At 59.1% G+C, this 12,608-nt stretch carries 11 protein-coding genes; 6 read left to right on the top strand and 5 right to left on the bottom strand.

Going from position 1 to position 12,608, the window contains the following annotated elements; genetic code table 11:
* The first annotated feature begins 481 nt into the window (after window positions 1-481).
* The 4 genes from BLLJ_RS04005 to BLLJ_RS04000 all read left to right on the top strand — a co-directional run bounded on the left by BLLJ_RS04005 (window position 482) and on the right by BLLJ_RS04000 (window position 3,839).
* Window positions 482-1,435 (top strand): hypothetical protein, encoded by a 954-nt coding sequence (locus BLLJ_RS04005; RefSeq protein ID WP_007053354.1) that lies wholly within the window; start codon window positions 482-484, stop codon window positions 1,433-1,435.
* Between the two features lie 297 nt (window positions 1,436-1,732).
* Window positions 1,733-1,864, top strand: coding sequence for a hypothetical protein (locus tag BLLJ_RS11520; protein ID WP_015512252.1), 132 nt, complete (start codon window positions 1,733-1,735; stop codon window positions 1,862-1,864).
* 115 nt (window positions 1,865-1,979) lie between these two features.
* On the top strand, window positions 1,980-2,108 hold the full coding sequence (locus tag BLLJ_RS11515; RefSeq protein WP_007056674.1) for a hypothetical protein: 129 nt from the start codon (window positions 1,980-1,982) through the stop codon (window positions 2,106-2,108).
* Between the two features lie 366 nt (window positions 2,109-2,474).
* Window positions 2,475-3,839, top strand: coding sequence for an MATE family efflux transporter (locus tag BLLJ_RS04000; protein ID WP_013582535.1), 1,365 nt, complete (start codon window positions 2,475-2,477; stop codon window positions 3,837-3,839).
* A 377-nt stretch (window positions 3,840-4,216) separates the two neighbouring features.
* On the opposite strand, the gene BLLJ_RS03995 is transcribed toward BLLJ_RS04000, so the two are convergent.
* The gene (locus BLLJ_RS03995) at window positions 4,217-5,347 is read right to left on the bottom strand and encodes a glycerate kinase family protein (RefSeq protein ID WP_081291469.1); all 1,131 of its coding nucleotides are present in this window, start codon (window positions 5,345-5,347) and stop codon (window positions 4,217-4,219) included.
* A 186-nt stretch (window positions 5,348-5,533) separates the two neighbouring features.
* Between BLLJ_RS03995 and BLLJ_RS03990 the strand changes: the two genes are divergently transcribed.
* Window positions 5,534-6,634, top strand: a complete 1,101-nt coding sequence (locus BLLJ_RS03990; RefSeq protein ID WP_011068174.1) for a LacI family DNA-binding transcriptional regulator — start codon at window positions 5,534-5,536, stop codon at window positions 6,632-6,634.
* Between the two features lie 79 nt (window positions 6,635-6,713).
* Here the strand turns inward: BLLJ_RS03990 and hemW are convergent, their stop codons facing one another.
* Window positions 6,714-8,123: a radical SAM family heme chaperone HemW gene (gene hemW / locus BLLJ_RS03985; RefSeq protein WP_008783712.1), complete on the bottom strand. Its 1,410-nt coding sequence runs from the start codon at window positions 8,121-8,123 to the stop codon at window positions 6,714-6,716.
* The gene (lepA, locus tag BLLJ_RS03980; protein ID WP_007053360.1) at window positions 8,123-10,003 is read right to left on the bottom strand and encodes a translation elongation factor 4; all 1,881 of its coding nucleotides are present in this window, start codon (window positions 10,001-10,003) and stop codon (window positions 8,123-8,125) included. The genes hemW and lepA overlap by 1 nt, the downstream gene beginning before the upstream one ends.
* 146 nt (window positions 10,004-10,149) lie before the next feature.
* On the opposite strand from lepA, the gene rpsT reads away from it, so the two are divergent.
* On the top strand, window positions 10,150-10,410 hold the full coding sequence (gene rpsT / locus BLLJ_RS03975; protein ID WP_007052167.1) for a 30S ribosomal protein S20: 261 nt from the start codon (window positions 10,150-10,152) through the stop codon (window positions 10,408-10,410).
* A gap of 251 nt (window positions 10,411-10,661) precedes the next feature.
* On the opposite strand, the gene BLLJ_RS03970 is transcribed toward rpsT, so the two are convergent.
* Together BLLJ_RS03970 and BLLJ_RS03965 are read right to left on the bottom strand one after the other, a co-directional pair.
* Entirely contained in the window at window positions 10,662-11,453 is a 792-nt protein-coding gene (locus BLLJ_RS03970; protein WP_007053361.1) for a trimeric intracellular cation channel family protein, read from the bottom strand.
* Between the two features lie 247 nt (window positions 11,454-11,700).
* Window positions 11,701-12,600 (bottom strand): MazG nucleotide pyrophosphohydrolase domain-containing protein, encoded by a 900-nt coding sequence (locus BLLJ_RS03965; RefSeq protein WP_007053362.1) that lies wholly within the window; start codon window positions 12,598-12,600, stop codon window positions 11,701-11,703.
* Window positions 12,601-12,608 lie beyond the last annotated feature (8 nt).

Genomic DNA, 12,608 nt, shown 5'->3' with positions numbered 1-12,608 from the left:
ACTTCGGTTCTCCGTTTTTCGCCGCGATTCATTGTAGTTCATGACGGGGGAACCTATACCCAAATCGATAACTTCGTGAAAACCGTACGCTGAGTTGCGGTGAGTGTACGGTTTCCGCGAAATCATCCCTAATTTCGTGAAGAACGTACACTGAATCGTCGTCAACGTACGGTTTTCACGAAATGGGGCCTCATCTCGTGAAGAACGTACACTGAGTCATTCTGAGCGTACGGTTTTCACGAAATGGCAGCTGATTTCGTGAAGAACGTACGCTGAAGATGCCCCCGGTGTCACTGATGACTGTTTTCGGTATGGAAGGCGGCGCAGCAAGGTGTCCTAGGCTAATATCGCCTCCGACAAGACCGTCGGCAAAGCCGTCGACGTCGATTCAAGTTATCCACAGCAACAATTCGCGTGACATAGTATCCACATTTGCCGGTTGAGCTTGTGCAACGATCAAAATCACCCTTAGCGTCGAGATATGAAAGAACACAAGGAAGTTTCTGCACTGCTGCAGCAGGCGAAGCAGGAGCGTCGCTGCTGCTATGGCACCAGTGATGCGCAACGGCGCGCCCTGAAACGTCGCCTGCATGCCGGGGAGCTGGTGTCACCGTATAAGAACCTGTACGCCGACCGAACACTTTGGAACACCATGACCAGAGAGCAACAGTCATTGCAGGTCATACGTGCGTTGTCCGCAATCCACCCTCAGTGGGTATTTGCGGGGTTGAGTGCGGCGTGCGTATACGGACTGCAGCACAACTATTCCCTGCACGACGGCACAGTGCACATCGCCTCGAAGTCCGGCATCGGCGGCGGAGACGAGGCGCGTCTCAACCGCATCTATATCAATCGGATTCCGACGCGGAAGCATAACGGCATTCTCTTGACGACTCCGGCGCGAACGCTGCTCGACTGCGCGGCATTCCCATTCCCACAGGCGCTGCCCATATACGATTCGGCTCTGAGAAAGTCCCTGACGACCATCGAAGAGGTGCAGTCGCTGATGATTCAAAGCGTCTGCGACGAGGTCTCCGTGACCAAGCTGCTGAAGTACGCGGATCCCCTGAGCGAAAACGGCGGCGAATCATTGATGCGTGGCCAGATCACCGAATTGTCTTTCGGCATCCCCCTGCTGCAGGTGCAGTTCATGAATCCCGACAATCCCGCAATGTCATATCGCGTCGATTTCTGTTGGAAGCTCGCAGACGGCCGCATCATCGTGGCAGAATACGACGGCATGGCCAAATACGCCGACATCAGCAACAAGAATCGCGCAAGCCTCCAGGCGAAAATGGAGTACGACCGCAGACGTGATCGGCATCTCCGGGAACAGGGCGTCACCGAAATCGTCCATGTGTTCTATGAGGATCTGCTACGCCCCATCAATCTTGAGACCAAGCTGCTCAAGGCCGGTGTGCCCAAAATCCGGTGAAGATAGGCCCCATTTCGTGAAAACCGTACGCTTACGACGACTCAGCGTACGATTTCCGCGACATGAGGCCATACCTCGTGAAAACCGTACGCTCAGAACAAGGCCGTCAGAAGGTCGACTAGACAACCTCTTAACTACCGAATGGTATCTAAAGAACGGCGATATTCCGCCAGAAACGCCGAGAGCGGAATAGTCCCCTTGCGTTTGTCATCGGACTGCGTTATTCTGAAACCGGTTTCAGAAAGAAGCCGATAAACAAAACTCAAAGCCCCAAGGTTTTGACCAACGAAAGGAAACATGATGTCTCTCAAGGATTCCATGATTCGCGGTCTGGCTGTGTACGGCCTGAGCTCCATGAGCCAGTGCGGTCGCGCCAACAGCAGCACGCTCGTCGACCTGATCAACGAAGCCAACAAGAACGCTCGCTGAGCCATCGGCTCCGGTCCGGCAATCCAATCAGATTAGCCACGGACCCCATAACAACAAAGCTTAAACAACAATCGCAAAGCCGCTCACGGCGATGCGCAAACGAAAGGTAATGATTATGTCTCTCAAGGATTCCATGATTCGCGGTCTCGCCCTCTCCGGTATGGATGCCATCGCCCGCGCCGGCTACGCCGACTCCAAGATGTTCGCCGACATCATCAACGCCGCCAACAAGGACGCTCGCTGAATCTAGCGAACAATCCCGTTCATGAGATTGCACGACACATACGAAGGCAATCCCCCGCAGGCCGCAATCGGCCGGCACACCACAATAATTGAATAACGCAATAATTCAACACAGTAAAACTGAACAATAACCGGGACAACGGGGTCCATATATTCTTTCTTTTCCCATCGTGCGTACGCCGCGCCAGCACAGGTTCACATACGATGCACACGGCCGCCAATACACGATGCGTCATCATCAACGCCCTCACCGCATCATGAGATACTCCCCCGTCCGTTGTCCACACTGTTGCCTCTACAATGCCTGTGATGCACGCCGAACGGCATCCTGCACAGTGACTGAAGAACGAAACACCAAGGGACGGAAATGGATAACGAACTCTTCGAAAAGGCGCCGATTCCGAAGGCGTATTTCTCGCTGGCGATGCCCGTGGTGCTCAGCATGCTGGTCACCTTGGTGTACAACATGGTCGACACCTATTTCATCGCGCATACGGGAAACACCGATATGGTGGCGGGCGTCTCCCTCACCGCGCCAGTGTTCACCGTGATGATCGCCCTCGGCGACATCTTCGGCCTCGGCGGCAGTTCGGTCATCTCGCGCTTGTTCGGCCAACACCGGTTCGCCGACGGCAAGCGACTCAGCGCGTTCTGCTTCTATGCCGCCATCGCCACCGGCCTGCTGATTCTGGTGCTGGGCCTGGCGTTCCGCGACCCGATGCTCGCGCTGCTCGGCGCCACTGACGACACTTGGCAGTATGCCTCCGACTTCTACACGCTGATCATCGTCGGCTCGCCGTTCATCATCGTGTCGATGACGCCGTCCAACCTGCTGCGCACCGAAGGCCACGCCGTGCAGTCCATGATCGGTTCGGTGGCCGGCACGGCGGTCAACATCGTGCTCAATCCCCTGTTCATCCACGGATTCGGCTGGGGTGCTGCGGGTTCGGCCGGTGCCACCGTGATCGCCAACATCTGCACCGACGCCTATTTCGTCTGGTTCACGCTGCGTCACAGCAGCAACCTGTCCATCGACCCGCGGACCGTCATCGACCGCGCGCGCCGGCGTCTGGCGGTCACGGCCCGGGAGGTCGGGAGCATCCTCGCCATCGGCATCCCCTCGGCGATCACGAACCTCACGCAGAGCGTCGGCATCGTCATGATCAACCTGTTCCTGCTCCCCTACGGTACCGACGCGGTAGCCGCGATGGGCATCGCGCTGAAAGTCATCATGATCGCGGTGCTGGTTTTCGTGGGATTCGCGTTCGGCGCGCAGCCGCTGATCGGCTACAACTACGGCGCCCGCAATATGCCTCGACTGCGCGGCATTCTGCGTTTTTCCTACCTGTTCCTGTCCCTGTTCGCCCTGGTGATGACCGTGGTGCTCAGCCTGTCCGACCGTCTACTGATGGGATTCTTCATCGAGGACGCCACCATCATCACGCTGGGCGCCGGCATGCTGCGGGTTCAGCTGCTGAGCCTGGTGTGCGTAGCCGTCGTGATGGTCACGACCTGCACCTTCCAGTCCGCAGGCAAGGCGGTCGGCGCCTTTGTGCTGTCGATCAGCAGGCAGGGTGTGATGCTGGCGATTACCCTGTTCGTCGGCTCCCGGCTGGCCGGCTATCAGGGTGTAATCGCCGCGCAGGCCATCGCCGATCTGCTGACCGCGATTGTGGCGGTCATCCTGTTCGTCGTGATGTTGCCTGAGCTGCGCAGTCGGAAAGCTCGCTGATAGAGCAACACGAGGTTTAGCAGACACGCATTCGGAGAGCCAATACGCTGCGTAATATTGCGCGCGATATTGCGCAATGGGAGGCGGTGCCGTTTTGTTGGACTCATCGTTGATTCCATCACCACCAATCATGTCACAAGACCGAGCTCGCGTCGACGATCCATGATACCAGTTCCACGATGCCGGTGTCGCTATCTTTGCGATACACGGCGGTCAGTTCGCCGCAGCTCACGGTTTCCAGTGTGGCGCGCACGTCTTCCTTTCCGGTACTCGCTCCCGCTGCGGGAGCTGTCTCGCATAGCGAGACTGAGGGTGGTTCTCAGCGCTGCCCCCCCCAGTCGGGCGAAGCCCGCCAGCCCCCGCCAGCGGGAGCCTGCTCACAGTTGTAGGGTTCGTACGATTTGTTCGGTGGTGCGGGTCACGTTGGCGGCCGCGTCGGCCAGCAGTTCGCTGAGGCTGGCGGCTCCGGGCGCGATGCCGAATACCGCGTCGATGCCGACCTCATGCAGCTCATCGATGCCGGTGCCAATATGCCCGGCTACTGCGATGACCGGCTTGCCGTGGCGCTTGGCGGTTTCGGCCACGCCGGCCGGCGTCTTGCCGAACTTGGTCTGGAAGTCGATGGAGCCTTCGCCGGTGAACACCACGTCAGCCCATTGCGCGGCCGCATCGAGTCCGGATTGTTCGATGACGATGGCGATGCCCGGGCGGAATTCGGCGTTTAGGAAGCCCTTCAGCGCTGCACCGATGCCACCGGCCGCGCCGGCACCCGGCACGTCGTTCACGGCAACGCCGAGCTGGCTGTCGATTACCTGCGCAAAATGCGCGAGGGCGGCGTCCAATGTGGCGACATCATCTTTGGACGCACCTTTCTGCGGGCCGAACACGGCGCTGGCGCCGGTGGGGCCGGTCAGCGGGTTGGTCACGTCGCAGGCGGCGGTGATGGCGACGTTCTTGAGAGCCGGGTCCATCGTGCTGATATCGATGGTGGTCAGATTGGCGAGGGCCGCTCCCCCGTGTGCCAAGTCGTTACCGTTCTTGTCCAGAAGACGAACGCCGAGGGCCTGCAGAAGTCCGGCACCGGCGTCGTTGGTGGCGCTGCCGCCGAGCCCGACGATGATGCGCTTGGCTCCGGAACGGACGGCGGCGAGCATGAGTTCGCCGGTGCCGTAGGAGGAGGCGATCAACGGGTTGCGTTCTTTGGCTTCAAGCAGTGCCAGTCCGCTGGCTTCGGCTGTCTCGACCACGGCGGTCGTGCCGTCGGCGAGCAGACCGAAGTGGCCTTCGACAGGCCGGCCGAGCGGGTCGTGGACCGGCACGGCGCGCATCGATCCGCCGGTGGCGTCGACAAGCGCGCGTGCGGTGCCTTCACCGCCGTCGGCCATGGGAAGGCAACGGACCTCGGCATCGTGGTCGGCATTCTCAATCCCCTGAGCCATCGCCCGGGCCGCCTCCATGGCGGTCAGGCTCTCTTTGAAGGAGTCAGGGGCGCATAAGTATCGCGTCATGCTTCGAGCATACCGCACGACACGACGAAACGGTAAACGTTTTCCGTAATTCGCGTGATTATTTTTTTGTTCAGAATTCAGGCTTTCCAATCCACAATGCTACTATTGCAAGCAAAAATGCGATATCGTTGCGGTAAACGTTTAGACACGTTTTCCGTTTCAGGGAAGAAAAGGATCGATTCGATCGTGGCTGTACAGAACGATAAGGCGCAATCGCCAGCGACATTGATGGATGTCGCCAAAGAAGCCCAAGTCTCCATCGCCACCGCATCCCGCGTGCTCAACGGCAGCACCCGCAAGGTACGCAACCAATCGTATGTCAAGGTGATGGAAGCAGCCACCAAGCTCAACTATCGTCCCAACGCCTATGCTCAGGCAGTGGCCAAAGGCACCGCACCGAACATCGTGCTGCTGGTCTCCGATATCTCCGATCCCTACTTCGCATCCGTATCTCAAGGCGTGGTCAAGGCGGCGGCCGAACGCGGCATTTCCGTGACCATCGGCGTGGCAGCCACCCCGCACGAAGAGTTGGAGGCGGTGCGTAAGTCCGTATCCACCAGGCCGCGCGGCATCATCATCTCCGAAAGTGAATACACCGACGCGCCGGAACGCCAGGCGTTGCAGACGGAACTCACCCAGTACGAAGCATCCGGCGGACGTGCCGTGTTCGTGCTCAACCGCAACCTGCCCTTCCCGGCCGTGGACATGGCGAACGATGTCGGCGCGCGCGCCATCGCAAAGCTGATCGTCGATTCCGGGTATACGCGCCCTGCGATTCTCAAGGGCGATGACGCACATCGCTCCTCCAAAGAACGACTGGCCGGCGTGATGGAAGTGTTGGACGAGGCAGGCATCACCGTGGATCCGAAAGCCGTGGCGAATGGTAAGTTCAGCCGTACCGACGGCTATGCGGCCGTCATGCAAATGGCCCGATCCGGACTGCTGAAGCCGGGCGAAGGCGCACTGTACGACGGCAAAGGCATCGATTCAATCATCGCGCTCAACGACGTGATGGCCATCGGTGCGATGACCGCGTTGCGCGCCAACGGCATCGAGCCGGGTCGGGAAATCGGCGTCACCGGTTTCGGCGACATCCCCTACTCCGCCGACGTGTTTCCGCCACTGACCACCGTGCATCTGCCGCTGGCCGAAATGGGCCAGGCCGCCGTGGACAGCATCCTGTCCAACCGCGATGACGGGGAGGCCACCGGCGGCACTGCCAACCGCCTGATCTACGTGCAAAGCGCCCCGGACGTAGTCCTACGCGGTTCCCTCCCCCGCCGGTAAAACAAAAATAGCTCCCTCTGACGGTGTAACCACAACTAGCGAACAGGTAATGGCGACTGCCGCGCACCATACCACCGACTCATACACCGACGAAATCGAAGAACTGTTCGATTACCGAGTCATTGAGCAACCGGCCACGACGAGTGGGCACCACTCGATGATTATCGGATACGGTAATCAGGCCTTCGCTGACCATTGGGGCGAGTTGGTCAAGGGAAACATTACGGAGAGTCTGGGGCGTGCTGCTCATACCCGCATCGTTGATGGCGCGGTTGATGCGGTCGAGGTCAAGGCCCTCGTGCAGGCGCAGCCCGAGCATGATGAGCTCTTCGAGGTTTTCCTCGGGAGTGATCGTCTCGCTATCGGCCCACGGCACACGGTTCTCGTTGATGGCCGTGCCCCACAAACGCGGGTGCGCGATGTCCCAGCTGCGCAGACCGTGTGAGACAGAAACCACCCCCAGTCCGGCATCCGCCGGACAACCCCCGCCAGCGGGGGCATGAATTTCTTGGGAGTTGTTCCCATGCGCGTTGATCATACCTAGTTCGGCGTTGGCCTGTCCATCAGCTGAGGCAGAGGCAATGGCTTCGGACTTGCTCCCGCCAGCGGGGGCTGTCAGCGAAGCCGACTGGGGGTGGTCAGCCTCGGTCACCGCGTTGTAGTGGGAGTGGGCACCTGGCCCTAGACCGGCCCAATCAACGTTGCGCCAGTAGCCGAGGTTGTGCTGGCTTTCGTATCCGGGGCGAGCCCAGTTGGAGACCTCATACCATTCGAGGCCGGCGGCGGCGAACAGGTCGTCAGCGATCTCGTATTTAGCGGCCTCGTCATCGTCATTGGGCTTGGGCAGAGTGCCGGCCGCGATTTGACGGCCCATTTTCGTGGTGGGTTCCACGGTCAATGCGTAGGCGGAGATGTGGTTTACGCCAAGATCGATGGCGGTCGTGACCGAGGTGCGCCAATCGTCAAGGCTCTCCCCCGGAGCGCCGTAAATCAGATCCACGCTGGAGCGCAGCCCAGCCTTGTTCGCCGCATTGACGCCTACGGCCACGTTGGCCGGCGTATGCGTGCGGTCGAGGGTTTTGAGCACGTGCGGCACGGCAGATTGCATGCCGAAGGAAACACGGGTGAAGCCGCCGGCAGCGAGCTCATTGATGTAATACTCGTTGACCGTGTCCGGATTGGCTTCGGTAGTGATTTCCGCGTCGGGCGCGATGCTCCAGATCTTGCGGACGGCATCGAGCATGGCGACCAGATCGCGGGCGGCGAGAATTGTGGGGGTGCCGCCGCCGAAGAACACGGTGGAAACCGGCGGCTCCTCGATGCCGTGGTCGAGCTGCCACTGCTTGGTCAATTTCATTTCCCGAATGACCATATTGGCATAGTTGCCGCGCGAGGCCCCCGCACCAAGATCCGTAGCCGTGTAGGTGTTGAAGTCGCAGTAACCGCAGCGCCGCAAGCAGAACGGGACGTGGATGTAGACCTCGAACACTAGCCCTCGGTCTTCTGAGCGGCGCGGATCTTGTCTTTGGTGTCGCGGTCGTTGGAGTCCTCGCCGGTGGACAGGGCTGCGATGAACGCCTCCTGCGGCACCTCCACATGGCCGAGCATCTTCATGCGCTTCTTGCCAGCCTTCTGCTTTTCGAGCAACTTGCGCTTACGGGTGATGTCGCCGCCGTAGCACTTGGCGAGCACGTCCTTGCGTAACGCACGAATGTTCTCACGTGCGATGATGCGCGAACCAATCGCAGCCTGAATCGGAATCTCGAACTGCTGACGCGGAATCAGACTACGCAGTTTCTTGGTCATCATCACACCGTACGAATACGCCTTATCGCGGTGAACGATGGCACTGAACGCATCGACCTTCTCGCCCTGAATAAGGATGTCCACCTTGACCAAATCGGCGGACTGCTCGCCATCCTCATGGTAATCAAGGGAAGCGTAGCCCTTGGTGCGGGACTTGAGCTGGTCGAAGAAGTCGAACACGATTTCCGCCAGCGGAATGCGGTAGTGCATCTCGACACGATCGGTGGAGATGTACTCCATCGTGCCCATAATGCCACGGTGGTCCTGGCACAGATCCATCACCGCACCGATGAATTCCTTGGGCGTGATGATGTCGGCGGCAACCATCGGCTCGACAATCTTCTTGATCTTGCCGTCCGGGAATTCGCTCGGGTTGGTCACATGATGCTGGCTGCCGTCCTCGGCGGTCACGTCGTAGGTGACGTTCGGGGCGGTCTGGATCAGGTCGAGGCCGAACTCGCGGGAGAGTCGCTCGTTGACGATTTCCATGTGCAGCAGACCCAGGAAGCCGCAGCGGAAGCCGAAGCCTAGGGCCACGGAGGTTTCCGGCGTGTAGATCAGGGCGGCGTCGTTGAGCTTGAGCTTGTCGAGTGCATCACGCAGTTCGGGGAACTGGGCGTTGTCGATCGGGAACAAACCGGCGTAGACCATCGGCTTCGGGTCGCGATAGCCGGGCAACGGCTCGGCGGCCGGGCGGACGGCCGAAGTCAGGGTGTCGCCCACCTTGGACTGACTCACATCTTTCGCACCGGTGATGATGTAGCCGACCTCGCCGGCACCGAGTGCCTTGGTGCGGGTCATATCGGGGCTGATCACGCCGATTTCAATGGGATCGTGGGTCATGCCAATGCCCATCATGTGGACCTTTTCGCGGTCGTGCAGTTCGCCGTCCTCCATACGGATGTAGGTGACGATGCCGCGGTAGGAGTCGTAGACGGAATCGAAGATCAGCGCGCGGGCGGGGGCATCGGGGTCGCCGTGCGGGGCGGGCACGTCCATGACGATCTGGTCGAGCAGGTCGGCCACGCCTTCGCCGGTTTTGCCGGAGACGCGCAGCACGTCGCTCGGCTCGCAGCCGATCAGACCTGCGATCTCCTCGGCATGCTTGTCCGGCTCGGCGGACGGCAGGTCGATTTTGTTGAGCACGGGGATGATGGCCAGATCATGGTCGATGGCCATATACAGATTGGACAGGGTCTGCGCCTCGATGCCCTGGGTGGCGTCGACGAGCAGCACCGCGCCTTCGCAGGCGGCCAGTGCGCGGGACACCTCATAGGTGAAGTCCACGTGGCCGGGGGTGTCGATCATACCGAGCGTGTATTCGGTGCCGTCAAAGGTCCACGGCACGCGCACGGCCTGGGATTTGATGGTGATGCCACGCTCCTGCTCGATATCCATACGGTCGAGGAAGCGATCGCGCATCTCTCGCTCGGGCACAATGCCGCTCAACTGCAAGATGCGGTCGGCCACGGTCGACTTGCCGTGGTCGATGTGCGCGATGATACAGAAGTTGCGAATCACCGACTGATCCGTGGAACCCGGCTGATTGTGTTGGACGACCAACGCATTCCTCCTCTTGGCATATACTCAAACTTCACCTAGTGTAGCCGAGGGACTGTATTCGGCGTGGCATTGCGCGGGTTTTTCCGGGGCTCATGCTATCCTCTAACTTTTGTATGTCCTTATAACACACATCGTTTGGAGTAAACGTGGCAAACATTAAGTCGCAGAAGAAGCGCGTGCTCACCAATGAGAAGGCGCACCTTCGCAACGTGGCTGTGAAGTCCGGCCTGAAGACCGCCATCCGCGCCACCCGCGAAGCCATCGCCGCCGGTGACAAGGCTGCCGCCGAGGCCGCCTACAAGGTTGCCGCCCAGAAGCTCGACAAGGCTGCTGGCGCTGGCGTGATCCACAAGAACCAGGCCGCCAACCGCAAGTCCGGCCTCGCTGTTGCGATCAACGCTCTGTGAGCATAAGCCTCTTAAGGTTTTAGAAAGTCCCGCAAGTCATCTGGCTTGCGGGACTTTTTGTATCTCCGTTCAAAGAGGTACATTGGCGGTCTTGCGAAATGACATCTCCGTTCAGAGAGGTACCGAATACGGGAAAAACCAACTATAAACGCCATCATTGCAACACTTATACTCAACGTTTCGTGCTTCAGGTACCTCTTTGAAAGCAGTTAGCATTCTGCAGAAGGCCAGATGTACCTCTTTGAAGACAGTTAGCCCTGAGGCGGCCTTGAACCATCCTGAGGCTTGTCTTCTTCGTCCTTGGTGGTATCGCCGGGATCGACGGTATCGGCGTGCGGATGGATGACCGGGCGCTTGAGATATCGGCTTTCGCTGGGCAGGTAGACGCGATGACGTTCGACGGCTCCGGGCAGAGTGACGTTGAAGCCTACCGAGAGCAGTCGCAGCGCCACCACGATGATGACGATCAGCACGTCGAGCAGCATTTCCGAGCGCATGTCGAACCAGCCGTAGCTTACGCCGCGCCATACCAGCACGGTCAGGATGCAGCCGATGAACGAAGGCACAGCATAGAGGTGTTTGTCTCGAATAATCATTGGCACGTCGCCAATGAAGATGTCACGAATGAGGCCGCCGGCCAGTGCTGTGAACATGCCAAGGAATACGGCTGTCATGCCTGAGGAACCGTAGGCCAGAGCTTTTGCGGTGCCGCTGACTGCGAATAGTCCGAGGCCCAGAGCATCGATGACAGTCATCGTCCATTTGAGTTTGGTGATCTCCGGATGGGCCACCACCACGATAATGCCGGAAAACAGCGTGGTGAGCACATAGCCTTTGTCGGTGATGCCGACCGGCGGCAGGGCACCGAGCATCACGTCGCGCACAAGACCGCCGCCGAGTGCGGTAAGCCATCCGCACAGCATGATGGTGAAGATGTCGTAGCCCTTGCGAATGGCGGCAAGTCCGCCCGATAATCCCCAACACAGGATTGCTAAATACTCGATGACCACAAAAACGATGTTGTTCTCCAACGCCACCTGCATGAGCCACTCCCCTCTGGTACCGCTTCGGTTCGTCTCAGTCCGTCTTCGTTCTGTTCCCGTTCATCCTTATTCGGCGCTACAGCCCGTCGTACCCGAGCCTACAACAGGCCTTGCCTGAGTAGTATGGCCGGGGAGGAAGGGGCCACTAAGACGTGAATAGGATGGCAATGACGCCAGCTTGCCGGTAGTCGTTGGCAACTCAGCACCTCTAAGTTTTACGATCCGTGATCAAAAAACATGTATGGACTTAATCGTTGTTGATTTCTGATTCAATCAAGGCGACTTTTTCTTCGACATCACGCAAGCGATTGCGCAGTGCGGACTCGATATCGATGCCGTCAACGCGGGCCTTGCGCACGACGGCGAGGATTTCATCGGCGTAGGCATCGGCCTTCTCCCGTTCAGCGGAATTGTCGCCGCTTGATTCGGATTGGTTCGCCGCTTGAGGATGTACATCATCTCGCTGAGCATCAGCCGCAGCCGACTCATCAAACGCCGCGAACAATCTATCAGCATTCGGCGATTTGGAGATACGAGAAACGACTTTGGCCGCGCGAGGCAACGCACCTTGAACGCGGGAAATGCCCTCAAGCACGGATTTACGATGCTTTTCCTGCTGTTTCATCTTTTCCCATAGAGCCAGCACAGCTTCCGGGGATTCGGGTTGGGCAGCTTCTCCCCCGTCGTTACTGTCAGCATCAAAAGCATCAGAAGAATCAGAGGAATTGCCGGCATCATCAGCCGCAAACACATGCGGATGCCGAGTGATGAGCTTGTTCACCAACCGATCGGCGACCTCATCAATACCGAACGGGTCCTCAGTATCCGATTCGCAGACCCGCGCCTGAAACACGGATTGCAGCAACACATCACCCAGTTCCTCGCGCATGTTGTCACGGTCGTGAGTCTCCACCGCGTCGACGTATTCGTAGGTTTCCTCGAGCAGATTCTTGAGCAGCGACTTGTTCGTCTGCTTGCCGTCCCACGGGCAGCCGCCCGGCGAATACAGCACATCCACCACGGCCTTGACCCGGTCCAGCGCCGTCGCTGCCTCAGCCACCGGCTTCAATTTCGAGCAGTGTTCGAAGCCTGACGGCAAACGGTAGGCTGAAGCATGGTATTCCGTCATGTCACTCATCTTGCTCATAGGTTTGC

The organism is Bifidobacterium longum subsp. longum JCM 1217, assembly GCF_000196555.1.
GTDB lineage: Bacteria > Actinomycetota > Actinomycetes > Actinomycetales > Bifidobacteriaceae > Bifidobacterium > Bifidobacterium longum.
This window is presented reverse-complemented; position numbering and strand designations above follow the sequence as displayed.